The 24040-nt window shown below is 50.0% G+C and carries 21 protein-coding genes and 1 pseudogene; 9 read left to right on the top strand and 13 right to left on the bottom strand.

Annotated features, from left to right (window positions below; genetic code table 11):
* Positions 1-69: 69 nt before the first annotated feature.
* Positions 70-1284 (bottom strand): hypothetical protein, encoded by a 1215-nt coding sequence (locus tag CIK99_RS09385; RefSeq protein WP_371591009.1) that lies wholly within the window; start codon positions 1282-1284, stop codon positions 70-72.
* Between the two features lie 76 nt (positions 1285-1360).
* Positions 1361-2041, bottom strand: a complete 681-nt coding sequence (locus CIK99_RS09380) for a DUF2461 domain-containing protein (protein WP_094381268.1) — start codon at positions 2039-2041, stop codon at positions 1361-1363.
* 395 nt (positions 2042-2436) lie between these two features.
* Between CIK99_RS09380 and CIK99_RS16060 the strand changes: the two genes are divergently transcribed.
* Positions 2437-2802 (top strand): leucine-rich repeat protein, encoded by a 366-nt coding sequence (locus CIK99_RS16060; RefSeq protein WP_371591011.1) that lies wholly within the window; start codon positions 2437-2439, stop codon positions 2800-2802.
* Between the two features lie 59 nt (positions 2803-2861).
* Here CIK99_RS16060 and CIK99_RS09370 read toward each other — a convergent pair whose 3' ends face one another.
* Positions 2862-3380 (bottom strand): methylated-DNA--[protein]-cysteine S-methyltransferase, encoded by a 519-nt coding sequence (locus CIK99_RS09370; protein ID WP_094381266.1) that lies wholly within the window; start codon positions 3378-3380, stop codon positions 2862-2864.
* Between the two features lie 294 nt (positions 3381-3674).
* Between CIK99_RS09370 and CIK99_RS09365 the strand changes: the two genes are divergently transcribed.
* Complete coding sequence (locus tag CIK99_RS09365; protein WP_144007948.1) at positions 3675-4007, top strand: Spy/CpxP family protein refolding chaperone; 333 nt, start codon at positions 3675-3677, stop codon at positions 4005-4007.
* A 187-nt stretch (positions 4008-4194) separates the two neighbouring features.
* On the opposite strand, the gene CIK99_RS16055 is transcribed toward CIK99_RS09365, so the two are convergent.
* The 10 genes and pseudogenes from CIK99_RS16055 to ligA form a co-directional block, all read right to left on the bottom strand.
* Entirely contained in the window at positions 4195-4248 is a 54-nt protein-coding gene (locus tag CIK99_RS16055; RefSeq protein ID WP_371591010.1) for a hypothetical protein, read from the bottom strand.
* Positions 4227-4454: pseudogene (locus tag CIK99_RS09360) on the bottom strand (hypothetical protein); the annotation flags it as partial. The pseudogene CIK99_RS09360 and the gene CIK99_RS16055, both read right to left, overlap by 22 nt.
* 107 nt (positions 4455-4561) lie before the next feature.
* Positions 4562-6097, bottom strand: coding sequence for a ribonuclease Y (rny, locus tag CIK99_RS09355; RefSeq protein WP_094381264.1), 1536 nt, complete (start codon positions 6095-6097; stop codon positions 4562-4564).
* Positions 6098-6132: 35 nt separating this feature from the next.
* On the bottom strand, positions 6133-6444 hold the full coding sequence (locus CIK99_RS09350; RefSeq protein ID WP_094381263.1) for a cell division protein ZapA: 312 nt from the start codon (positions 6442-6444) through the stop codon (positions 6133-6135).
* 18 nt (positions 6445-6462) lie between these two features.
* Positions 6463-6759 carry a hypothetical protein gene (locus tag CIK99_RS09345; RefSeq protein ID WP_094381262.1) on the bottom strand — a complete coding sequence of 99 codons (297 nt, stop codon included), beginning with the start codon at positions 6757-6759 and terminating at the stop codon, positions 6463-6465.
* A gap of 81 nt (positions 6760-6840) precedes the next feature.
* The gene (locus tag CIK99_RS09340; RefSeq protein ID WP_094381261.1) at positions 6841-7476 is read right to left on the bottom strand and encodes a hypothetical protein; all 636 of its coding nucleotides are present in this window, start codon (positions 7474-7476) and stop codon (positions 6841-6843) included.
* Positions 7477-7657: 181 nt separating this feature from the next.
* Positions 7658-8002: a 50S ribosomal protein L20 gene (gene rplT, locus CIK99_RS09335; RefSeq protein WP_094381260.1), complete on the bottom strand. Its 345-nt coding sequence runs from the start codon at positions 8000-8002 to the stop codon at positions 7658-7660.
* Positions 8003-8038: 36 nt separating this feature from the next.
* Positions 8039-8236: a 50S ribosomal protein L35 gene (gene rpmI, locus CIK99_RS09330; RefSeq protein ID WP_094381259.1), complete on the bottom strand. Its 198-nt coding sequence runs from the start codon at positions 8234-8236 to the stop codon at positions 8039-8041.
* A gap of 84 nt (positions 8237-8320) precedes the next feature.
* Positions 8321-9031 (bottom strand): translation initiation factor IF-3, encoded by a 711-nt coding sequence (gene infC, locus CIK99_RS09325; protein ID WP_094381258.1) that lies wholly within the window; start codon positions 9029-9031, stop codon positions 8321-8323.
* A 104-nt stretch (positions 9032-9135) separates the two neighbouring features.
* A complete protein-coding gene (ligA, locus tag CIK99_RS09320; protein WP_094381257.1) occupies positions 9136-11157 on the bottom strand; it encodes an NAD-dependent DNA ligase LigA in 2022 nt (673 codons plus the stop codon).
* A gap of 127 nt (positions 11158-11284) precedes the next feature.
* On the opposite strand from ligA, the gene CIK99_RS09315 reads away from it, so the two are divergent.
* The 7 genes from CIK99_RS09315 to CIK99_RS09285 all read left to right on the top strand — a co-directional run bounded on the left by CIK99_RS09315 (position 11285) and on the right by CIK99_RS09285 (position 24030).
* Positions 11285-13267 carry an ABC-F family ATP-binding cassette domain-containing protein gene (locus CIK99_RS09315; protein WP_094381256.1) on the top strand — a complete coding sequence of 661 codons (1983 nt, stop codon included), beginning with the start codon at positions 11285-11287 and terminating at the stop codon, positions 13265-13267.
* A gap of 44 nt (positions 13268-13311) precedes the next feature.
* Positions 13312-15351, top strand: a complete 2040-nt coding sequence (locus CIK99_RS09310) for a M13 family metallopeptidase (RefSeq protein ID WP_094381255.1) — start codon at positions 13312-13314, stop codon at positions 15349-15351.
* A 167-nt stretch (positions 15352-15518) separates the two neighbouring features.
* Positions 15519-16391, top strand: a complete 873-nt coding sequence (locus CIK99_RS09305; RefSeq protein WP_094381254.1) for a zinc ribbon domain-containing protein — start codon at positions 15519-15521, stop codon at positions 16389-16391.
* A 5-nt stretch (positions 16392-16396) separates the two neighbouring features.
* Positions 16397-19372, top strand: coding sequence for a protein kinase (locus CIK99_RS09300; RefSeq protein ID WP_094381253.1), 2976 nt, complete (start codon positions 16397-16399; stop codon positions 19370-19372).
* A complete protein-coding gene (locus tag CIK99_RS09295; RefSeq protein WP_094381252.1) occupies positions 19369-22680 on the top strand; it encodes an AAA family ATPase in 3312 nt (1103 codons plus the stop codon). Before CIK99_RS09300 ends, CIK99_RS09295 begins: the two co-directional genes overlap by 4 nt.
* A gap of 20 nt (positions 22681-22700) precedes the next feature.
* Complete coding sequence (locus CIK99_RS09290) at positions 22701-23273, top strand: FHA domain-containing protein (RefSeq protein WP_094381251.1); 573 nt, start codon at positions 22701-22703, stop codon at positions 23271-23273.
* Between the two features lie 4 nt (positions 23274-23277).
* Complete coding sequence (locus CIK99_RS09285; RefSeq protein WP_094381250.1) at positions 23278-24030, top strand: PP2C family serine/threonine-protein phosphatase; 753 nt, start codon at positions 23278-23280, stop codon at positions 24028-24030.
* Positions 24031-24040 lie beyond the last annotated feature (10 nt).

Here is a 24040-nt window from a genome sequence, read left to right as displayed (position 1 = left end):
TAGTTGACAAGTTGACGAGTTGTTACCGTCATCGCATATAACTTGTTTACTTGTCAACTTGTTTACTTGTCAACTTTGTTTAGAAAAAATCATTGGATATTCCATATTGCCGAATTGGCGATATTCTGCCGAAATTTGCATTTCGTCGAGATATTGTGTGGCAATCTGACAGAACAGCACCAACTTGGCTTCATCGTCCATGGGAATTCTGTAGTTGGAATAGTTCATAATGAAATGGAAGAGGTGGTCGCCTGATGCCATGAAGGCATTCTTCACCTCACTTATATCAACCATCTGGAGCATCTGTCGCTGCTCGGTAAGTTCCTCAGCAGTCAATGGTTCTGCCAGGTTGCCTTTCTTCAGGCGGCTGTTGCCTTTTCCTTTGGCAATATCCTGGACGATTTTCAGTCCCTCTTCCGTATTGCGCAGCATCGACAAGGAGACCTTTAGCGGATAACGTGGGCGAGGCTCCATCCAAACGGGGTTTCTCGCCGAGAGCTTTGCCCTGATGTCGGTATTTGTGTCCAACAACATTTGGTCGTGCAGATATTTCAGCTTCTGCACTTTCTGGAACAGTCGGTTCTGATATTCTATCAGATTCAAGTAGTTGATAATCTGGCGGTCAAGTTCCAGCAGATTGTGATACACCTCGCGCAACTGCAACTTCACGTCGGTCACTATCTCCTTCAGCTGCACGTCCATGGCAACTATGAAGAACGTGGTCTGCTTTTCGTCAATCACCCGCTCACACTCGTTTATCAGCACAGCTATGTCATGCCGCTTCTCATCTAAATGGACGAGTTTCTTTTTCTTGATGGCGAAGGTAGGCTCGTTCTTGTAGGTGTTGTCGATGTTGCGTTTCAGGTCGATGACATTCCTTAGCGTTGTCAACGCTATCTTGCGGAGCATCCGCTTCACGTCGCGCAGGTAGCCGTATTTCCTGCTTGGGTTGTTCTCGCTGAGATAATAGTCGATGGCATTGTTCAGCGAGTCGATGCTCTCCTTCACGCTCGCCACGTTGATGTCCTCGTTCACCTCCAGCACTTCCTCAAAGAAGGAGAGATAGACATCCTCCAACTCCACGAAGTCGGCATTCTCACGTATGATGCCGTAGCGGCGCAGAAACTCAATGCTCTCGTCCCTCTTACTGGCCAATTCACGTGCCAGGTCGTATCGGAACGACAGCCGCTTCCTGTCCTGGAAGAGAGCATGCAGCAACTTTCGCTCCCTGTCCAAGGCACGTATCAGTTCGTCGAGCGAACGGAAATGAGAGATATTGTCCATAATGTCTTAGTCATTCATTTTTATCATGCTGATTCAATGTATTTAATCATTCCATCCGTCCGTATTTCATACCTTGTCAATCCTTCTCGAAATCCACAGCGCGGTTGATATAGTCGTTGAAGGGCTTTACGGTTTTGAACAGTTCTGCCACACGAGTTACAAGGTCGGGCTGGAGAATGAAATCGTCGTCGAGATATGTAACCAATGAATAACTTTTAAGACGCATGAAGTCGGCGTATGGGGCGTCAGCGGGATAATCCTTTGGCACTCGCTTCAGCGCTCCGTCCATATCCACCTTGAACGAAGGGTGAGCAACATCAAGCACATCCTCCTTGAACTCCTCCCAACCGAAGCTGATATCCTCGCGAAGCATCTTTACGACGCGAGGCTCAAAGCAATAGTTGCCCGATGCTATCATGTGGCAATGAGGGTATTCATTCCCTGTTCCTGTTCCCACATGGAAGTAATATCCGGCGTGCATGGATTTCTTGCCGCCTTTTGACAAGAACACTCCAAAATGAGTCTTGTAAGGACTTTTGTCGGCACTGAAACGTGTGTCGCGATAGATGCGATAGGTGCAGTCCTTTACAGAGAGTAGGGCAATGTCTGGGTCATATTGTCCTACTGCCTGAATAAGTTCTCCGCAAAACTCATTCCAACGCGACAATACCTCCTGATAGCGTCGCTTGTTGGCATTAAACCACTCCTTATTATTATTGCGCGATAGGTCGAGCAGGAAATCAATTATCTCTTTCATTTTATTTTCATTCTTATATTACTCAACCTCCTTAACTTCTGTAATATTGTCCTTCATACCAAAGGGAGTAATATTATGTTTTTTATATAATTAGGTTGCAAAGTTAATACAAATCTAAGATATTACAAAATTAAAGTGCCAAAACTTAATAAAACACGTGTTGTTTTCTGTTTATGGCGTGCTTAAAGTAGGTCTCATAGAACGGTTTAAGCACGCTATAAACAAATATCCTCCATATTAGCGGCATATAGCGGCACATTAGTCATCAAGTCCTGCTCACGATAGTCGGACATCGACAGGCGGATGGCATGCAGCGAGGGATAGCGGGCTATAAAGGCAGAAAGACTCTTGGTGACTTAGACTAGAAATAGTTGTCACTTCTTTTGCCTCCTAAAGTGACAACTTTTTCTAGTCTAAGTCATAGGGCAGTATGCTTTTTATGGTTGCCAAAATTGACTTCTGATGTAAGTTTTAATAATGTAACATCTATTGGAGAAAGTGCTTTTGAGAGATGTGGCGATGGATGGCTCAATTTGACAATCAATGATCTTGATTGTTATGAAATTTCTGATGCTGCATTCCGTAACTTTAATGGCACTGTGAATTTGAATGGTACAGTCAAAGTTATCTATCAAAATGCTTTCTGCAATTCTAATAATAATGAAAATTTTATAGTGAATGCTACACTAAGTGGAATTACAGAGATTCACCAAAATTGGCTCTACAGATTATGTCCGTGGATAACCCACACAAATCTGTAGAGCCAAAAAAACACCCGTTTTGGGCAAGGTACCTTCGTCAAGCGATGAAGGTACCTTCGTCATCTTCTCTCCAGTTCTATCAGGAACTTCTTCTTGTCCAATCCTCCTGTGTAGCCAGTCATTGAATGGTTGCTGCCAATGACACGATGGCAGGGGATAAGAATGTCGATGTCGTTGGCACCGATGGCTTGTGCCACAGCCCTTACTCCCTTCGCATTGCCGATCTTGGTGGCTATCTCCATATATGTCCTCGTTTCCCCGTATGGGATGTCGACCAACGCCCTCCATACCAGGAGCTGAAAATCAGTACCGAAGGGATGCAGAGGTATATCGAACGTCTTGCGGTGGCCTGCGAAATAGTCGTCAAGCTGCCTCTTTGTCTGTTCGACGACTGGGGAAGACTCTACTCGGAAATCCACATTCATATATCGCCCAATCCTGCGTATGTTTCGTTTGGCACACGCCATTCCGCTCCAGTCGCACAGACACAGCTCATGGCCCATCGAAGCTAAGACGAGTTCACCGCATGGCGAACTGTAATGTTGTATGCTGATCCTCTGAACTTTTTCTCTATCCATGCTGCAAAGTTACGAAAATGGTTTTACTTTTGAGGAGCCTCACCTGACAATTTGCCTTCTCGTTTGCATAAATTAACTCATCGCTCCCCATGACGTAACTACTCAGCACCTTGTAAACAAAGGAACATGACGCCTAAGTGTTAATTCATCCTAAATACTACTGCTGTGCGATTAAACCTTTTACCCTTTTGTCAGTCATATAACCAAAAGCAACATTCATCTGATGTTTGTGACAAGATAATAAAAAATGATGCATCGAAATAATTAAATTAGTAACAATAAAAAAGGAACATTATGAAGAAAATTTTTGTATTTGCCTTGGCAGTCCTTTTGGGCGCAGGCACCATGTCGGCACAGCGTGAAGGCGGTCCTCGACGAATGTCAACAGAAGAGCGTGTAGAACATATGGCAAAGGCTCTTGACCTCACTGCCGAGCAGCAGAAGAAGATAATCGACATCTACAAGGGATTCGAGTCGAAGCGTCAGGAAGGCACACGCCCCACACGTGAGGAGATGCGTGCTGAGTTTGAGAAGATAGACAAAGAGGTCAACGCCGTGCTCACCGACGAGCAGAAGAAAAAGTATGAGGAGATGAAGCAAGCTCGTCGTCGCGGTCCTCGTCGGTAATCCTCTCTTCTTCAGGCAATTTTTATAGGTTGAAGAGCAAGTGGGTCTTCTGTGTCATGGTGGGAAAAGCCTTGGCAGGAGACCCTTCTTCTTGTGTGGAAAAGGGGTGTGTGGGACATTATCATTCGCAAAATGAAAGCGGTGCCGAGGCAGTTGCCTCAGCACCGTTTCGTATATTAACCAATCGTCACACGTATTGTTTCACTACCATACAACTCGTCACTCCGAGAGTTGTAGCAATAGCAGACAATGCTGCCACAATGAGCTGCCACTGCCTCCGTCGGTGTTGTCAGGGTCCTCAACGTCGCCGCCGTCGCCCGAGGTCACGTTCTTGATCACTTTGCCGTCGCGGTTGTAGCAGGTGATGTTGATGGCAGTGTCGTGAAGTGCGCATTTGATGTCAACGCTTGGGGTGAAGATCACTCGTCGGGGGGTGATGAGCGATGTAAAGTGTCTTTCTGCCCACTAATTGATGCAACATATTGTTGAACAAAATAAAGGGGAGACTACTCGTTAGAGCGGCCTCCCCTTTAACCTTTATAATTATATTTGATTTATTTTGCGTAAGCTACGCTGCGAGTCTCGCGGATGACGGTGATCTTAACCTGTCCAGGATAAGTCATCTCGTTCTGGATCTTGTTGGCGATTTCGCCAGAGAGTGCTTCGGTCTCGACGTCGTCCATCTTGTCGGCACCTACGATGACGCGCAGCTCGCGACCTGCCTGGATGGCGTAGGTCTTGGTCACTCCCGGATAGCTCATGGCAATGGCCTCAAGGTCGTTTAGACGCTTGATGTATGCCTCTACAATCTCGCGGCGTGCGCCTGGTCGGGCTCCGCTGATGGCGTCGCACACCTGTACGATAGGGGCGAGCAGTGTGTTCATCTCGCACTCGTCGTGGTGGGCGGCAATGGCGTTGCAGATGTCGGGCTTCTCCTTGTATTTTTCCGCTATCTTGGCTCCGTAAAGTGCGTGTGGCAGTTCGCTCTCCTCGTCAGGCACCTTGCCGATGTCGTGCAGCAGTCCGGCGCGTTTTGCCTTCTTAGGGTTGAGTCCTAACTCAGACGCCATCACGGCACAGAGGTTGGCTGTCTCGCGTGCGTGCTGCAGCAGGTTCTGTCCGTAAGAGCTGCGGTACTTCATCTTTCCGACAATACGTATCAGCTCGGGGTGGAGTCCGTGGATGCCGAGGTCGATAGCGGTGCGCTTACCGGTCTCGATCACCTCGTTGTCGAGTTGTTTCTTTACCTTCTGCACCACCTCTTCGATGCGTGCAGGGTGGATGCGGCCGTCGGTGACGAGCTGGTGGAGAGCCAAGCGGCACACTTCGCGGCGTATGGGGTCGAATGCAGAGATGACGATGGCCTCTGGTGTGTCGTCAACGACGATTTCGACGCCTGTGGCGGCTTCGAGAGCACGTATGTTACGTCCTTCGCGTCCGATGATGCGTCCCTTCACCTCGTCGTTGTCGATATGAAATACGCTGACGCTGTTCTCGATGGCCGTCTCGGTAGCCACTCGTTGTATGGTCTGTATGACTATCTTGCGAGCCTGCGCGTTGGCGTTGAGCTTGGCTTCGTCCATAATCTCGTTGATGTAGCTCTGCGCGTCGGTGCGGGCCTCGTCTTTCATTGCTTCCACGAGGCGTTGTTTTGCCTCGTCGGCCGAGAGACCAGATAGCTCTTCGAGTTTCTCGCGCTCCTTGAGCTGCATCTTTTCGAGTTCCTCGTGTTTCATGGCGAGCATCTTCTTCTCGTTGTCGATGCGCGTTTGCTGGTTGTCGAGGTCGTTCTTGCGTCTTCCCAGTTCCTCTTGGCGCTGGTTGAGCGAGAGCTCGCGCTGCTTGAGTCTGTTCTCGCTCTGCTGGATGTGCTGGTTTCTCACCTGCACTTCCTTTTCGAGTTCGCTCTTCTTGTTGAGGAATTTTTCCTTTACTTCGAGAAGTTTTTTCTCCTTGATCACTTCCGCTTCTTTTTCCACGGTGGCCATCATTTCGTTGTACTTACCTTTCAGCACGTACTTGAAGAAAAGATATCCACCCACTCCACCTAAGATGAGTGTTGCGGCGGCTATAATAATTGTCAAAATCATAAATAGTTATTTAATTTAAAAGTTAAAAAAATGTTCTATTTCTTATTGATTCCCAGCGCATAGTCGATGTCGGCAGAGAGGCGCTCGATGGCCTTGTCGTAGGGACTGACATCGTTTTTCTGTGCTTCTATTTCGTATAGCAGAGCAATATCAATGAGAGTCATAAGGGCGATGGTGTGGTCGCTCTTATGTGTTTTGAACATTTCGGCGTACTTGTTGTATCTTTCGGTAATGAACTTTGCCGCCCTACGGTAGAGCGGTTCGTCCTCGGGTCTCACGGCGATGGTGAAATCCTCGTCGTACACATGTATGCGTATATGCTGTTTTTTGAGGTTGTCTTCTGCCATTGGGAATCGTGGGTGTTGTTAATCTTGTTCGGAGAGCAGAGTGATGCACTTGTTGACGTGTCTGATGAGAAGCGTGAGGCGTGCTTTCGTGGCCTGGATGTCGTTGTCGCTGACTGCTATCATCTTCGCCGTCTTGTAGTCGTTGAACTTCTGCTTTGTCTTATTGAGCTCGTCCTGCAGTCTCTTGTTTGCGGTTTCGCTTTTTTCGAGCATGGCATAGAGCTCCTCGTTCTCCTCTTTCAGTTTCTTGTAGTGGAGGATGAGGTTTCGGAGCTTTGCCTCGAAAGCGGCTAATGTGGTTTCGCTTGGACTCATGTTCTGTTGCTCAATAGTTTGTTACAAAGGTATCGCTTTTTTTCCAAATAATGGATGATGAAGTCGAAAATTTAAGTTTTTTTATTTCTTTATGTCTTCATCCTTTGGTCTCGGCTCTTTCTTTGCGAGCATCACGACTTTCTCGGCGAAGAGTGCTGTCCACTGCTGCGAGAAGCCGAGCTTGGCGGCGTACTGTCTCACGCCAACGGCGGTCTTGAGTACGGCAGCGTCGGTGTAGTCGTTTTTGTTGAAGATGTCGTCAACAGTCTTGTTGATCAGCGAGCGCAGGGTCTTCTGCATGAACGAGGGTAAGCGCAACTTGAACTTCATAAGGTTGCTCAGCAGCATCATGAGGTCTTGAGTGAAGTTCTGGAACTGTATCATATAGGTCTGCACGTCTTGTAGCCTTCTGCAGCGCTTCCGCAGGCTGGAGTCGATTTCCTTGAAGAAGAAGTCGTCGATATCGTACATGTCTTTCAGCATCTTCTTGCATCGTGTGCGTTCGCCTATGCCGAGGCGGTTGTTCACGGTAGGCACGTGCAGTGTGGTCTTAAACACTCTGAGGTCGGGCAGGGCGGCGAGGTTTGTAATGCCGAGGTCTGCTGCCATGGCTGCCTGGAAATATACTCTTATGAGGGTCATGAAGTCCTCCATTCCTCCTGTCTTCTGTTGTTGTTCGGCGTCTTTTCTGCCGAGGATTTTTGATAGTATGCTCATTTATTTCGTTTTTGTGTGCAAAGTTACATCTTTTTCTTCAGATTATAGATTTTTTTTGTGACAAAATTGCCGTATATGGCGATTTTTTCTTCCAAAAGTGGTGTGGATGCAGAAAAAAGCAGAGCCACCGTCATGGATTTTGACGATGGCTCTGTAGGGTTATGTGTAAGATGTGTTATTCTTACTTTACCTTTGCAACGATGGCCTTAAAAGCCTCAGGGTTGTTGACAGCGAGGTCAGCGAGCACCTTGCGGTTGATTTCGATACCAGCCTTGTTGAGTGCGCCCATGAGTACTGAGTAGCTCATGCCTTCGAGGCGAGCGGCAGCGTTGATACGCTGGATCCACAGTGCGCGGAAGGTGCGCTTCTTGTTGCGGCGGTCACGGTAAGCGTAGGTAAGACCCTTCTCCCATGTGTTTTTTGCTACGGTCCAAACATTCTTGCGTGCGCCATAGTAGCCGCGAGTAAGCTTTAAAATTCTTTTTCTCTTTGCTCTTGAAGCAACGTGATTTACTGATCTTGGCATAGTTTTTCTTACTTTAAAATGTTAGACAATAAGGGATTAACGGAGACACAACAGGTCACGAACCTGCTTCAAGTTTGTGCTATCCACGATAGTGTCGTGAACGAGGTTGCGCTTTTGCTTCTTTGTCTTCTTTGTCAGGATGTGACTGTGAAAGGCGTGAGCTCTCTTAATCTTACCTGTACCGGTGAAACGGAATCTCTTCTTCGCTCCGGAGTTTGTCTTTACTTTTGGCATTTTTTTAATGTTTTAATTTGTTGTTATTTATTATATGGTGGCAACGCATATACCGGGCGTTACGCACTTATTCCTTTATGTTCTTTACTCTTTTATGTTCTTTATTTTCTCCTTTACGGCGTCGCTCATCTTGGCGTTGGCGAACAGGCCGCCGTTGGCCGGAATCTCTACCAAGGCGTCGTCGGCAGTCTCAGCGGCTTTCTGTCGCGGAGCCTCTTTCTGCTCGGCGGCTTTCTTCTCGCGGTCGAGGGCCTGCTGGCTCTTCTTGGCTGCACCGGCTTTCTTTGGCGCGAGGTAGAGGAACATCTTCTTTCCTTCGAGCGAAGGCATGTGCTCTACCTTGCCGAATTCCTCAAGGTCGTTGGCGAAACGAAGCAGAAGCACCTCTCCCTGCTCTTTGAACAGGATGGAGCGTCCGCGGAAGAAGACGTAGGCGCGAACCTTGTTGCCGTCCTCGAGAAACTCCTTCGCGTGCTTGAGCTTGAACTGGTAGTCGTGCTCGTCGGTCTGTGGTCCGAACCTTATTTCCTTCACCTCCACCTTCACCTGCTTGGCCTTCATCTCCTTGGCGCGTTTTTTCTGCTGGTAGAGGAACTTCGAATAGTCGATAAGACGACATACGGGTGGGTTGGCGTTTGGCGAAATCTCGACCAAATCCACTCCTTGCTCACGAGCCATGTCTAATGCTTGGCGTGTAGGAACCACTGTAGATCCGCCGTCTCCTACGATGCGGACTTCTCGTACACGTATCTGTTCATTAACACGGTACTGATTTTTTATATTGTCATTCTTCATTCAACTATTTTTGTGAAAATCGGCTGCAAAGGTACTAAGAAAAATGAAAATTTAAGAATAAACTGTGAAGAATTTCTTTCTTAGCTTCTTTCTTTTAACATTTTTTACGCATTTAGGCCTATCATTTCGAGGAATTGTTGTTCGTTTATTATCTTAACTCCTAATTTTTCAGCCTTTTGCAGTTTGGCAGGACCCATATTGTCGCCAGCGAGAAGGTAGCTTGTCTTGGCGCTGATAGAGCCAGTGTTTTTGCCTCCGTGCTGTTCGATGAGTGTCTTGTATTCGTCGCGGCTATGGCGCTGGAAGACGCCGCTGATGACGATAGTCAGGCCTTTGAGACGATCGGTGTGGCCGGCGAGTTGTTCTTCCGAGAGGCTCATCCTGAGGCCGTAGTCCTTGAGTCGTCTGACGATGGTGGCGTTCTCGTCATTTTGGAAGTAGCTGATGACGCTCTTTGCCATTATCTCTCCTATGCCGTCGATGTGGGTGAGCTCGTCGAGGGTGGCTGCCTGGAGCCGGTCGATGTCTTTGAAGTGCCGTGCGAGTGTCTTTGCCGATGTCTCGCCCACGAGACGTATGCCTAAGGCGAACACAACGCGTTCGAATGGCACTTCGCGCGAGGCGGCGATGCCCTCCACTATTTTCCTTGCCGACTTCTCGCGGCTGCCGTCGCCATTGATCTGTTGCACGTCGATGTCGTATAGGTCAGCTATGTTTTTGATGATACCCCGGCGATAGTACTCGTCTATGGTCTCGGGGCCGAGCGAGTCGATGTTCATTGCCCTGCGCGAGATGAAGTGTTCGATACGTCCCTTTATCTGAGGCGGGCAGCCGTCGTCGTTGGGGCAGTAGTGTACGGCTTCGCCCTCGTATCTCACCAAGGGAGTGCCGCATTCGGGGCAGCACTTGATGAACTCCACCCGTGTGGCGTCTGCCTGACGCGAGTCGAGGTCAACTCCTACTATCTTCGGTATGATCTCTCCTCCCTTTTCTACATACACATAGTCGCCTATGTGGAGGTCGAATGAGCGGATGAAGTCTTCGTTGTTGAGTGTGGCGCGTTTCACCGTCGTGCCTGCAAGCTGGACGGGTTCCATGTTTGCCACGGGGGTGACGGCTCCAGTGCGTCCCACCTGGAACGTCACGTTGATGAGTCTGGTGCGCTCTCTCTCAGCCTTGAACTTGTAGGCTATTGCCCATCGCGGACTCTTGGCAGTGAAGCCCAAGGCGCGCTGCTGTCTGAGGCTGTTCACCTTCAGCACGATGCCGTCGGTGGCCACGGGCAGGTTCTTGCGCTCGGTGTCCCAGTAGTCGATGAAGTCATAAATCTCGTCGAGCGAGTGTACTTTTTTCATGCCCTTGCTGATCTTGAATCCCCATTGTGAGGCTTTTTCGAGGTTTTCGTAGTGGCCTATGGAGGGGAGCTCTTCACCTATTATATAATATAGGTATGCGTCGAGTTGACGGCTTGCCACGAGAGCTGACGAGAGGCTCTTCAAAGTGCCGCTGGCGGCGTTGCGTGGGTTGGCGAAGAGCGGTTCTTCGGCTTTCTCACGCTCGGCGTTGAGGTGGTTGAACACGTCCCACGGCATGAGTATTTCGCCTCTGATCTCAAACGAGGCGGGGTAGGCGGAGCCGGTGAGCACGAGCGGTATGGACCTTATGGTGCGCACGTTGGCGGTGACGTCGTCGCCGCGCACGCCGTCTCCACGTGTCACAGCCCTGACGAGTCTTCCATCCTCGTAGGTGAGGCTGATGGACAGACCGTCGTATTTCATCTCGCAGCACACCTCAAAGTCCTCGCCTTCCAGTCCTCGCTTCACACTGTCGTACCAGTCGGCCACTTCCTGCTGGTTGTAGGTGTTGGCAAGCGAGAGCATGGGGTAGCGGTGGGCCACGCTCTGGAAGCCACCCATGAGGTCGCTGCCCACACGTTGGGTGGGTGAGTTGGGGTCGTACATCTCGGGATGAGCCTTCTCAAGACTCTCTAACTCGTGCATCATGTAGTCGAAGTCTTGGTCGCTGATGACAGGCTGGTTTTCCACGTAGTAATGTATGTTATGCTGGTGGAGCTGCTGGCGCAGTTCGACGATTCTCTCTTTCTCGTTTCTCTCTTTTTCGTCCATTGTTTTTGATATTTGGGGGCAAAGTTACATATTTTTGATGAGAAAAGCCCTCTTTGTGAGAAAAAAAATTAAAAGATTTTGTGATGTAGCATAAAAGGTGTAATTTTGCAGTCCAAAATAAGTATATATGATATCAGTAGAACAACTAAAGGTGGAGTTTGGCGTCAAGCCGCTCTTTTCAGGTGCCTGTTTCGTGATCAACGACCGCGACCGCATCGCCCTTGTTGGAAAGAACGGTGCAGGCAAATCGACCCTCCTCAAGATACTCTGCGGCAAGCAGAAGCCCACGGAAGGCGTTGTGGCTGTGCCTAACGACACCACCATTGGCTATCTGCCGCAGGTGATGATCCTTCAGGACGACACCACCGTCAAGGACGAGGCGCGCAAGGCGTTTGCCAATGTCAACGAAATGCAGCGGCGCGTTGACGACCTCAACAGGCAGTTGGCGGAGCGTACCGACTACGAGAGCGAGGACTATGCACGCCTTGTGGAGACGTTCACCTCCGAGCACGAGCGACTTCTGATGATGGGAGCCGAGAACTGCGAGGCGGAGCTGGAGCGCACTCTGTCTGGATTGGGCTTCACACGCGAGGACATGGTCCGTCCTACGAGTGAGTTCTCTGGAGGATGGCGAATGAGGATCGAGCTGGCAAAAATCCTGCTTCAGAAGCCCGACGTGCTGCTGCTCGACGAGCCCACCAACCATCTCGACATCGAGTCGATACAGTGGCTGGAACAGTTTCTCAGCACACAGGCCAAGGCTGTGGTGCTGGTGAGTCACGACCGCGCCTTCATCAATAATGTCACCAACCGCACGTTAGAAATCTCGTGTGGCAAGGTGATTGACTACCGCGTGAAGTATGACGAGTATGTGAAGCTGCGCCAGGAGCGTCGCGAACAACAGTTGCGAGCATACGAGAACCAGCAGAAGGAGATTGCCGACATAAAGGACTTCGTGGAGCGTTTTCGCTACAAGCCCACCAAAGCCGTACAGGTACAGAGCCGACTCAAGCAGCTTGAGAAGATCGTGCCAATAGAGATAGACGAGGTGGACAACTCAGCACTCCATCTGAAGTTTCCGCCCTGCCTTAGAAGCGGCGACTATCCCGTCATCTGCGACGAGGTGAGGAAAGACTACGGACAGCACACCGTCTTCGACCACGTGAACCTCACCATAAAACGTGGCGAGAAAGTTGCGTTCGTGGGGCGCAACGGAGAGGGAAAGTCAACACTCGTGAAATGTATCATGGGCGAGATTCCCTTCACTGGCGGACTGAAGGTGGGACACAACGTCCAGATAGGCTATTTCGCGCAAAACCAAGCGCAACTCTTGGACGAGAGCCTCTCGGTGTTTGAAACCATCGACAATGTGGCGCGAGGCGAGATACGCTTGAAGATAAACGACATCCTCGGTGCGTTCATGTTCGGTGGCGAAGCGTCGGAGAAGAAGGTGAGGGTGCTGAGCGGTGGCGAGCGCAGCCGACTGGCAATGATAAGGCTACTGCTCGAACCCGTCAACCTGCTCATCCTCGACGAGCCCACCAACCACCTCGACATGCCCTCGAAAGACGTGCTTAAGGAAGCCATAAGGGCCTTCGATGGGACGGCAATCATCGTGAGCCACGACCGCGAGTTCCTCGACGGACTGGTTAGCAAGGTCTATGAGTTTGGCGGTGGAAAGGTGCGCGAACATATAGGAGGCATCTACGACTTCCTCCGCGAACACCAGATAGAGAATCTCGACGCCCTCGGAGGCAAGTCGCTCGCGGCAGTAACACAGGCACAGTCGTCGCCGAAGACTGCCCAACAACATAACTCTAATGCAGCAGACATACCCGTGACCGACAGTAAGATGAGCTACCAGGAAAGGAAAGAGATGCAGAAGAAAATCTCCAAGGCGGAAAAAACCGTGAAGGAGTCGGAACGCAAGATTGAGAGCATGGAGAAACGACTGAAAGAACTCGACGACATACTCTGCCACCCTGAAAACGCCAGTGACATGACTATCATCACCGAATACACCTCGACAAAGAAAGCTCTCGACGAGGAGGTGGAACGATGGGAGGAGGCGGAGATGCAGCTCGACGAACTAAAGGCTACGATGGGATAAGACCACGGCAAGACAAGAAAGAACAACGAAAAATCGAAATAATTATGGAACTGAAGAATTTATTGACTGTAATCACAATGGCTACCGTCACCATGGGAGCCGCGGCGCAAGACAACCTCACAGCAGGTGTGTCGGCCGACAATCTCGACAAGACCGTGCGTCCTGCCGACGACTTCTACTCCTTCGCCTGCGGAGGATGGATGAAAGCCAACCCGCTGCCAGCAGCATACTCCAGGTACGGCAGCTTCGACCAACTGGCCGAAAACAACAACAAACGGATCAACGCCATACTCGACGACCTGAAAAACGCCGACTACAAGCCTGGAACCACAGAACGAAAGTTGAGCGACCTCTATAAACTCGCCATCGACCAGCAGCGACGTAATGCCGACGGCGTGAAACCACTCATGGAAATCATCAACCGCATGGAGAAAGCAAAGACCGTGACACAGCTCTTCGACATCCAACTCGAACTCGCTGCATACGGCGACAACGAGTTCTTCGGAGCTTACTACGGCACTGACCGCAAAAACTCAAAGCAGAATATCCTCAACGTGTGGCAAGCCGGAATAACACTCAGACAGAAGTCGTACTACATAGACGAAGACCCAGCAACCACAGCCATCAGGGAGGCTTACAAGAAACATATCGTCAGCATGTTCAAACTCTTGGGTTTCAGCGAGAAAGCTGCGCAGGCAAAAATGCAGAACATCATGAAGCTTGAAACCACATTGGCTAAGGCGTCGAAGTCGCCGGCTGAGCTCCGCGACCCTGAGGCCAACTACAACAAGATCACACGCGAGGAGTTTAACAGACGTTACCCCAACACTCAGCTCGACCGTCAGCTCAAGGCAACAGGCATCGACCTGAAATATATTGATGAGGTGGTTGTCGGACAGCCCGACTTCGTGGCGGCTGCCGACAAACTCATCGGTAGTCTCACACCTGCCGAATACCGTGACTATATGGAGTGGGGACAGATTATGGACGCTGCAGACCTGCTCAGCGACGACATCATAGCAGCGAAATTCGACTTCTTCGGCAAGACCATGTCGGGACGAAAGGAAAACTTCCCGCTGTGGAAACGAGCCACACAACAGGTGGAAGGAGTGATGGGAGAGGCTCTCGGAAAGATCTATGTGGAGAAGTACTTCCCTGCATCGTCAAAAAAACGCATGGTGACTCTCGTGCGTAACCTGCAGACTGCCCTCGGCGAACGCATCAAGGCTCAGGACTGGATGGGAGAAGAGACAAAGAAAAACGCTCTCGACAAACTCTCTACCTTCTATGTAAAGATAGGATACCCCGACAAGTGGGAAGACCTCAGCCAACTCACCATCGACCCCTCAAAATCGTACTACGAGAACATGAAAGAGTGCTCGCGCTTCTGGCTGAAACGAAGCCTCGAAAAAACACTAGGCAAACCCGTCGATCGAGACGAGTGGCACATGACACCACAGACCGTCAACGCATACTATAACCCCACCACAAACGAGATCTGCTTCCCCGCAGGAATCCTTCAGCCGCCATTCTTCGACCCTGAAGCCGACGACGCTTTCAACTACGGTGCCATCGGTGTGGTCATCGGACACGAGATGACACACGGTTTTGACGATAGCGGACGCAATTACGACAAAGATGGTAACATGAACGGATGGTGGACAGAAGACGATGCGAAGAAATTTAACGAAAAGGCTGACCAGCTCGACCGCTTCTTCTCTGACATCAAGGTGCTACCCGACCTTAACGCCAACGGACGATTCACACTCGGAGAGAACCTTGCCGACCACGGAGGACTGCAAGTAGCTTGGACAGCATACCAAAACGCCACAAAAGGCAATAAACCCGCAGAAAAAGAGGGGTTTACAGCAGACCAACGATTCTTTATGGCCTATGCTGGAGTGTGGGCAGGCAACATCACCGATGAGGAAATACGCAACCGAACAAAGAGCGACCCGCACTCTCTCGGACGATGGAGAGTGAACGGAACACTGCCACATATCGACGCCTGGTACGAGGCGTTTAATGTGAAAGAAGGCGACAAACTTTACCTCCCAAAGAGCCAAAGACTGGATCTCTGGTAAAACCACAAATTTTAAAATATTAAAATAAAGACCACTGGATTTAAAAAAATCTGGTGGTTTTTTTTGGTATTTAAAGAAAAATTTATATCTTTGCACGCAATAAACCGTATTCCTTGTGTTCGTCTAATAAAACAGACGCACAAAAAATAAACCAATTGAAACCTTTTATGGACGATAATAACATTCAGACAGACATAAACGAACTGGAACAGACACTGCCCAAAACACTGTCGAAACAACTATTCCAGACAATGGATTCAGACAACGAGATGATGCCTTTTGAATCCATAGGACAGATGCAATACCAGCAGGCTGACGCAATGACCATTTGCCCTAACTGTGGTGCTACAATGTCACAAGGCTCCGACTTCTGCGAGGCTTGCAAACACTACGTCAAGTACGACACATGCTCCTTCTGCGGAGCACAACTGCAAGGCGACGAGGCCTACTGCCCTGAGTGCGGAAACCCAAGGGGCGGAGTGGTCTGTCCACGATGCAATACGATGAACGACTTCGCCTTCTGCAAACAGTGTGGGATGCCCCTTACAGACGAGGCTAAACGACTCCTCCATCAGGTAAGGCAGACTCCCGAATATATGGAGATGCAGAAGATTGCAGACAAACTCTGCGAACTCGACAAGGCCGTGCCGATGACCTCAGAAATCGAGGTAATGCACGAAAAAGCCAATCAGGCTCTCCGCGACCGAGTGCTCAAACTGCTCGCCGAAGACCGAGGAGAGACTAATCCCGTCATTCCCGAGATAAAGTCGAAGAGAATAACACAAGAAGATTATAAGGAAAACAAAAAAACACTCACCGACCAACTCATGGAGGCATTGGACGCACTGAAAACTCAGCCAATGGAAAAGCCGGTAGAGGCAAGAAACTATGCCATGGCGATGAAACCGGCTGGACTCAGACTCGCCTGGAAATGCAACTATAAGAATGCCATTCACAGCAGCCCTTGCGGATGCGCAAAGCCTCACCTCGGAGGAAAATGGATTATTCTCGGACAGAATACTAAAACAACTAAAGACTGACGACAATGGATGAAAGTACGATAAGAGGCATGGGCAACAACGATGTGACGCTAAACAGCGTGACACTCAACGACGAGACGTTCAACAGTTTGACACTTAACGACGGGACACTAAGATCCGACGCGAAGCTCAACGACGCGACAAATATTACCCTCTCGCATGCCAATGCCATGCTCGACGTCACTGGACGTATGGACGACGATGGACAGTCGCAGATGCCTAACAACGATAGCATCGACACCGATACGTTTGAAATAAACAACACATACTACCGAAAGGTAAGATGCCTGAGCGACAACTCTGGAGAGGCACAGGTGTTCCTCGTGGAAAACAACGGAGAACTCCTCGTGCTGAAAATCTATTACCCAAACTTCACGGTGAAGAAAAAACTGCTGAAGATCATTGCGGGTATAGGATTCGAGATGATCGTACAGGTCTATGACTTCGGAAAAATGTATGTCGGAGGCGTAAGCCGTGACTACGAACTCATGGAATACCTTAGGGGCGGAACACTCTCCACATATAAACTCAACGGCGACATGAACCGCTTCCGACGCATCGCGCTGCAAGCTGCAGCGGCTCTGGAGTATTGCCACAACAACAACGTGATTCACAAAGACATAAAGCCAGGCAACTTCTTCTTCAGAGACGAAGAGCAGACGCAACTCGTGCTCGGAGACTTCGGAATATCGTCAGTGGTGAAAGACAAAGACGAACTGCACCGCACCACACAGGCAAGAACACCTATCTACGCCTCGCCTGAGATGTACAACGACGTCATCGACGGAGTGGTGGAGATAACACCAGCCACAGACTACTACTCACTCGGAATAACACTGCTAACGCTCTGGAGAGGTAACAGCCCTTTCAACGTGGGCGAACGAACTATAATAAAACGAAAAAACGAAGGACGACTACCGGGCATCGACTCGCTGCCTGACAGAGTGAAGATGATTGTCAAGGGACTCACCTCCGTCAACGTCGCAAAACGATGGACATACAACGAAGTGGAACGGTGGTTCCTCGGCGAGAACCCTGAAGTCGATCTCTCTTCGCCGTTCCTCAGATATCAGTCGTTCATCGTCGATCCCGAACGTAACCTCGTGGCTGAGAACGTGCAGGAGCTCATCCCTCTGCTCCTCAGCAACGAACGCATAGCACGAGGATACCTCTACGGCGGACGACTCGCCAACTGGTTCGACTCCTGCGGCAACAGCAAGACGGCAATGCAGCTTAAAGACATCGTCACAAACCGATATCCTGCCGACCAGCACGCCGGACTCATGGCTGCCATCTATACCATGGACCACTCATGGCCTTATACTGACATCAACGGACAGGAATGTAACGACATCCACAGCGTGGCGGTGAGCATGGTCATCAACTCACAACAGTATCAGATTGCACTGCGCAATCCGCACGACAACCTGTGGGTGTATGTGGAAAGCCATACCGACTGCGACGTCAACCGCATGAGAGGATACTTTACCGGAGTGCCTAACGATAAGCTCGGCATCTCTATCCTACGCTCTGTATATGAGATGGACAAGGACATGCCTTTCTTCACCAACTATAAGTCGAGGACTCTCAAGGAAATAATACACTGCTTCGGTTACGAAAACATGAGCAAGGACGACTGGAGAAGCATCACCGACGGACGACTGCTCTCGTGGATGTATAGTCACGAAGACCGTATGGCGTGCGAGTCGCTCAGGATAATGACCGAGGGAAAGGAGTACTCCAAGACATTGGCTTACAAGGTGCTCTATAATGTTGACCGCACAACGGCATTCGACCTCCGAGGCGCAAACACACCTGCCAAGGTGGGCGCGCTGCTCGCCGAGAAACTGAAACAGTGGCAGAGCGTGAGTGATGAGGAATTTGCAAAGAACATCAACGACTTCTGTGGAAAAGACGGACGCTTCCTCTTCTATGCACAGCTACACGGATGGAGCAAACAGATACACGAGTGCAACCGTTGCTTCGACATCAAGAGCGACGAAAATCACTGCCGACTGGGATTCTACGACCTGCGCGTGGCTGCTTACCGCTTCTGCCGCATCCTCGATACCACCCCGTCTTACCTGCTGCCGTCGGGCAAGGTGCTCGACAACGGCAACAAACTCGAACATGAGATGGCAGCCGAGATGAGCGCTGAGATAAACAAGGGTAGCCTCATGCAGTGGCTTGCCGTCTTCTTCCACGAGAATCCTTACGAGGACTTCTCACAGGAATACAGCTATGAGAAAAGTCTTGAGAAATGGATACTCGCCATAGGCTCTATCGACCCGCAACAGAACTATTTCCGTCGATATGTGAAAGCAAAAGACGAGACCTCACGGAAGTACGACGACGTGAGAAGGGAGTACAGACGGGCGAAATTCCAGACAAGGATTCTAAAACAACTCTTTTATGCCGTAGCTTCCATATTGGCCATCTTCTTCCTTGTCTTCGGATTCAAAAATAGGGACGCCATGCTCGACAACGGATTCATGAGACTGTGCCTCCCCATAGGTCTGCCCACAGCACTCATCGTGGGAGTGAAGTCTTACTTCAAGGGCTTCGGAGTGATGATGTCCGCCTTCTTCGCTGCAATAGGATTCGTCACCTCGTTTATCCCGTTGCTCTCAATGAGATGGGTAAACCACCACTACGGCTCGCTGCTACTGCCCCTCACCATCTCCTTCATGCTCATCTATGTAATAATATGTTGGCTCACCGACGACAGCAAGGAGACGGAAGAGGACAAGGCTCTCATAGCCGAAGTGATGGACGACGACATGAAATCATCGCTGCTCGAACCACTATACTACACGTTCAAGACAAAGGCACAACGGTTCAAAGGATCGAAATTCGGTGTGCTCGACGACGTGAAAAACCAACTCAAGACCATGAGTAGCGAGTCTTTGATACACTATGCTTTGTGGAGCCTCTTGGCTCTCTCGGTATTGGGAGTGACAATAGTAAATGAAATGTTATGAAATGCGAACATTGCCATAAGGATAATCGGGCTATTGCCAAATTCTGTCGATGGTGCGGCAAACCTATGAAGACACAGGACGTGTTGTCGAAAATCGTCGGACTCGACGACGTGAAAAGCCAGCTGCAGACCATCGTGGACACATATACCTTCCTGCAGAGTCGGCAAGACGTGGCGAGGGTTAGACTCAGCGTCAATGCTATAATAATAGGTGAGACGGGTACGGGAAAGACCATGCTCGCGGAGATCATACGCGACTATTTCTACCAACACCATATTATCTCAAAACCTAAACTCACCATGGTCGATGCGGTCGATTACAAACGCTTTGTCGATAAGTGGGACGACAATGTGAAAAAAGCTAAGGACGGTATCCTCTTCTTCGACAATGTACAGAAACTTCTGCCTGACAGATACTCAAACCAAGTGAACCCGCTCGACAAACTCTTCGTGGAGATGGACCACTGGGACGACGGACCTATCGTCGTCATCTCTGGTCTCACACGAGGACTCGAGGACTTCATCACCAATAATCCCGCAGTAAGTAACCGCTTCAAGTATAAGTTCTACCTTCCTACCCCTAACTATCAGGACCTCACGAAGATATGTCGAGGAATACTGCGTACGAAATACGGTCTCGACAGCTTTTGTCTTGAGGCTGAACATAAGCTGGCACGATACTTCAAATACCAGCTGAAAAAGAAAGACGAGAGCTTCGGATACGCTCACGAGGCAACAAAGGTGGCCGAGGATGTGTTTACTTCGTTTATCAGCCGTGGAGTGGATGCTCACATCGTAGAACCTGACGACATAAAGGGCTATGTACCTGCAGAAAGGTCGCTCGACGATATACTCGCCGACATGGATCGCTTCATAGGAATGGACGAGGTGAAAAAGGCCGTGAGGGAGATCGCTTTCTCGGTCAAAAACGGCATTGAACGACAAGGACGCGGCCTCGGTGGAGGCGAGAAAATGTCGATGCACATCGTTCTTACCGGTAACCCGGGAACAGGAAAGACTACCATAGCAAGAAAACTCGGCGAGGTGCTCTCATCAATAGGATACCTGGAGAGCGGACACGTCGTAGAAGTTGACAGGTCGAAGATGGTTAGCCAATATCAGGGCGAGACGCCAAAACTCGTCAACAGACTATGCGACAAGGCCATGGGAGGCATTCTCTTTGTCGATGAGGCTTACACCCTCGCACCGATAAACCAGACCGGCGAACGCGACATGCAAGGTGCACAGGCCTTAGAGACGCTTATGAAACGTATGGAGGACGATAGGGGCGAGTTCGTATGCATCGTGGCAGGATACAGGATGGAGATGGACAACCTCTTCAGAATAAATCCAGGATTCAGAAGCCGCTTCAATTATTTCCTCAACATCGATGACTATACTCCCGATGAGCTCTACCGCATCATGCTTACCTTCGCCACAGACAAACACTATGTGTTCACTCCTAAGGCTGAGGACAAGGCGAAGATGGTGATCAACGAACAGTATGAACACCGTGACAAAAATTTCGCCAACGGACGGGCCATGCGACAGCTCTTTGACAATATCTGCAAACGACAGGCAGAGAGACTCGAGAAAAACGACCTCAAGATGCTTTCTAACGAGGAACTGATGACCATATCAGATGATGACATCCCGTACGACCGCCCGCAGATGGTTGATTACACCGACTGCCTCGTGGAACTAAACCAACTCGTGGGACTGCAATCCGTAAAACAGGAGGTGGCAAACCTCGCCTCATTCATCAACCTTCAGATACAACGAGGCGAACGAGACACCTTCCTCGGAAAACATTATATTTTTACCGGTAATCCGGGTACAGGTAAGACCACCGTGGCACGTATCATGGCTAAGGTACTCACCACACTCGGAGTGCTCTCGCGAGGACAACTCGTCGAGGCTGACCGCAGCAGCCTCGTGTCAGGATATAGTGGACAGACTGCCATAAAGACAAACCAACTCGTGGATTCCGCTATCGGCGGTGTGCTCTTCATCGACGAGGCTTATACGCTCAAGTCGAGCGACCAGGACTCGTTTGGCTCTGAGGCCATAGACACTCTCCTGAAACGACTCGAGGACGACAGAGGGAAGTTTGTCTGCATCGTGGCGGGTTACACGCAGCAGATGCACGAATTCATCGACTCTAACCCCGGACTGAAAAGCCGCTTTACGCAGACCATCCATTTTGAGGATTATAACCCCGACGAACTGTCAGAGATATTCTTCAATATGGCCGCGGCACGCAAATACACCCTCGACGATGACACGCGCGGAACGGTACACCGTACGTTTGAGCAGATGTGCCTCAGACGTGACAATAACTTCGGTAACGCCCGCGAGGCAAGGAAACTCTTCAACGAGAGCGTGGAACGACAGAGCCAGCGTCTCGTCGAGGAGATGGGAAAGAAGAAACTCGAGGAGATGGACATGTATGAGCTCACCTCTGCCGACATCCAACAGGATGACGCTTGTGGCAAACGACCGCTCGATGAGGTGCTCAACGACCTCGACGGATTTGTCGGCATGCGCTCCGTAAAAAACATGATACGACGACTCGCCGTGCAGAGCATGTTCATGAAACAACGCTCGGCAAGTGGAGTGGGAAAGGTGCAGCAGATGGTGATGAACTTCGTGCTCACCGGCAACTCAGGCACGGGAAAGACGTCATTGGCACGGCTCATGGGCGAACTGCTCCAAAGCATGGACATACTGCCGTCGAAAAACGTCATCGAGGTAAGCCGTGCACAACTCGTCGGAAAGTATATGGGCGAAACGCCTAAGCTCGTCAACCGCTACTGCGACCAGGCTCTCGGCGGTGTGCTCTTCATCGACGAGACTTATTCCCTCTGTCATGATGGTGAAGACCCCTACGGACACGAGGCAATCAGCTCTCTCGTGAAACGAATGGAAGACGACCGCGGTAAGTTTGTGGTCATAGCCGCAGGATACAAGGACCGTATGGACGCCTTCCTGCAAGCTAACCCCGAACTGGCAAGCCGTTTCACCCACCGCATGAATATCGAGGACTATAACGAGGACGAACTGCTCGCCATTTTCAAGAAGATGGCCGCACAGGAAGACTATCACCTCTCCATAGAAGCCGAATACAAACTCATGGGAGTAATCTGCCAGAAGGTGATGGCTAAGGGACAGTCTTTCGGAAACGCACGCGAGATACGTACCATCCTCGACGAGACCATAGGAAGGTTGTCTGAACGAGTGGCTGACATGGACCCCGAGCAGATAACAACCGAGACGTATAAAACAATTACTCCCGATGATATCGGGTAAACACTCTAACAGTATCAAGTATGATAATTTGTCCATATTGCAAGGAAGAAATAGAGTCAGGGTCATACTTTTGCGACCAGTGCGGCAAACGTATGATGTACTGCATGAAATGCGGACACGTGGGCACGGGACGAAGATGCACCTCGTGTGGAGGCATGATGGCCACAGCGGAGGAAATAGAAATGCAGAACCAGCATACCACCATGTCTGAACACTTCTCAATACCGGTCGCCGTCACCTCTGGACGTATGGAGGTGTCGTCGTCGATGATCGACACGTCAATACCACAACTCAAACTCGTCAACCGACAGCTGAACATTGACCTCGTAGCTGTTAATGGCGCTGTCATCGGCAGACGACAAGGACCCTATCGAAACATGTTCGTGCAGAATAAATATGTATCAGGTGTACACGCGCAACTGTTCTTCAAACGGGGCGAAGGGTGGGTCATCATGGACAAGCATTCTTCTAACGGCTCGTGGCTCAACAAACGCAAACTCGTACCTGACGTGGCCATGACTCTCAACAATGGCGATGTGCTCACCATCGCGAATGTAAACCTTCAAGTGGTTATTAACTCAACAAAACGCTGACACTATGAAACTGAACAACGTTATGATCTCTTGTTCGAGTAACGTCGGACTGATAAGACATAATAACGAAGACATGATCCTCGTCAGGAACAAATTCGTACGTGACGAGAACTATTCGGCAAATATATCACTCAAAGAGTGCGACCGGTTCATCATGGCCGTAGCTGACGGAATGGGAGGCTACAGCGCGGGTGAGGTGGCAAGCCAGGAAGTGCTCGCCTCGCTGCATTTCTATATTGGCGACCTGCCCATGAAACTCACATCTGCTCATTTCTGCGAGGCACTGGTAGAATGGTTGCACTCCACCAATGCCACAATAAACACCAAGGGACAGCTCAACCGCGAGACTTATAACATGGGCACTACACTCGTGGCAATCATCGTCTATGAACGCCGCTTCTTCTGGATCAACTGTGGTGATAGCCGCATCTATCGCTATCGTGACGGAGTACTCAAGCAACTCTCTTCCGACCATTCGCTTAACGTGCTCCTCGGCGAGTCGAAACACTCAAATACGCTCACCAACTGTATTGGAGCTGGATGCGACTCTCCTTTCATCGACATCATCGAGTTTACCGACGACATACAGTCAGACGACGTCTTCTTGCTTTGCTCCGACGGACTCAGCGACATGGTTGACGACCTCCACTTGTCACAACTCCTCAGCATCGACTGCGATGCACCCCAACTCTGTCAGGCTGCCATCGATGCAGGCGGCTTCGACAATGTCTCAGCATGTAAAATAAAGATTGTATAAATAATAAACT

Origin of the sequence: Prevotella sp. P5-92, from assembly GCF_002251245.1 — a bacterium.
Taxonomy (GTDB): Bacteria; Bacteroidota; Bacteroidia; order Bacteroidales; family Bacteroidaceae; genus Prevotella.
This window is presented reverse-complemented; position numbering and strand designations above follow the sequence as displayed.

What these genes read in the sequence shown, in the direction of transcription:
- CIK99_RS09385 (WP_371591009.1), bottom strand. Translation starts at nt 1,284, where the DNA reads ATGGACAATATCTCTCATTTCCGTTCGCTCGACGAACTGATACGTGCC.
- CIK99_RS09380 (WP_094381268.1), bottom strand. Translation starts at nt 2,041, where the DNA reads ATGAAAGAGATAATTGATTTCCTGCTCGACCTATCGCGCAATAATAAT.
- CIK99_RS09370 (WP_094381266.1), bottom strand. Translation starts at nt 3,380, where the DNA reads ATGGATAGAGAAAAAGTTCAGAGGATCAGCATACAACATTACAGTTCG.
- CIK99_RS09365 (WP_144007948.1), top strand. Translation starts at nt 3,675, where the DNA reads ATGAAGAAAATTTTTGTATTTGCCTTGGCAGTCCTTTTGGGCGCAGGC.
- rny (WP_094381264.1), bottom strand. Translation starts at nt 6,097, where the DNA reads ATGATTTTGACAATTATTATAGCCGCCGCAACACTCATCTTAGGTGGA.
- CIK99_RS09350 (WP_094381263.1), bottom strand. Translation starts at nt 6,444, where the DNA reads ATGGCAGAAGACAACCTCAAAAAACAGCATATACGCATACATGTGTAC.
- CIK99_RS09345 (WP_094381262.1), bottom strand. Translation starts at nt 6,759, where the DNA reads ATGAGTCCAAGCGAAACCACATTAGCCGCTTTCGAGGCAAAGCTCCGA.
- CIK99_RS09340 (WP_094381261.1), bottom strand. Translation starts at nt 7,476, where the DNA reads ATGAGCATACTATCAAAAATCCTCGGCAGAAAAGACGCCGAACAACAA.
- rplT (WP_094381260.1), bottom strand. Translation starts at nt 8,002, where the DNA reads ATGCCAAGATCAGTAAATCACGTTGCTTCAAGAGCAAAGAGAAAAAGA.
- rpmI (WP_094381259.1), bottom strand. Translation starts at nt 8,236, where the DNA reads ATGCCAAAAGTAAAGACAAACTCCGGAGCGAAGAAGAGATTCCGTTTC.
- infC (WP_094381258.1), bottom strand. Translation starts at nt 9,031, where the DNA reads ATGAAGAATGACAATATAAAAAATCAGTACCGTGTTAATGAACAGATA.
- ligA (WP_094381257.1), bottom strand. Translation starts at nt 11,157, where the DNA reads ATGGACGAAAAAGAGAGAAACGAGAAAGAGAGAATCGTCGAACTGCGC.
- CIK99_RS09315 (WP_094381256.1), top strand. Translation starts at nt 11,285, where the DNA reads ATGATATCAGTAGAACAACTAAAGGTGGAGTTTGGCGTCAAGCCGCTC.
- CIK99_RS09310 (WP_094381255.1), top strand. Translation starts at nt 13,312, where the DNA reads ATGGAACTGAAGAATTTATTGACTGTAATCACAATGGCTACCGTCACC.
- CIK99_RS09305 (WP_094381254.1), top strand. Translation starts at nt 15,519, where the DNA reads ATGGACGATAATAACATTCAGACAGACATAAACGAACTGGAACAGACA.
- CIK99_RS09300 (WP_094381253.1), top strand. Translation starts at nt 16,397, where the DNA reads ATGGATGAAAGTACGATAAGAGGCATGGGCAACAACGATGTGACGCTA.
- CIK99_RS09295 (WP_094381252.1), top strand. Translation starts at nt 19,369, where the DNA reads ATGAAATGCGAACATTGCCATAAGGATAATCGGGCTATTGCCAAATTC.
- CIK99_RS09290 (WP_094381251.1), top strand. Translation starts at nt 22,701, where the DNA reads ATGATAATTTGTCCATATTGCAAGGAAGAAATAGAGTCAGGGTCATAC.
- CIK99_RS09285 (WP_094381250.1), top strand. Translation starts at nt 23,278, where the DNA reads ATGAAACTGAACAACGTTATGATCTCTTGTTCGAGTAACGTCGGACTG.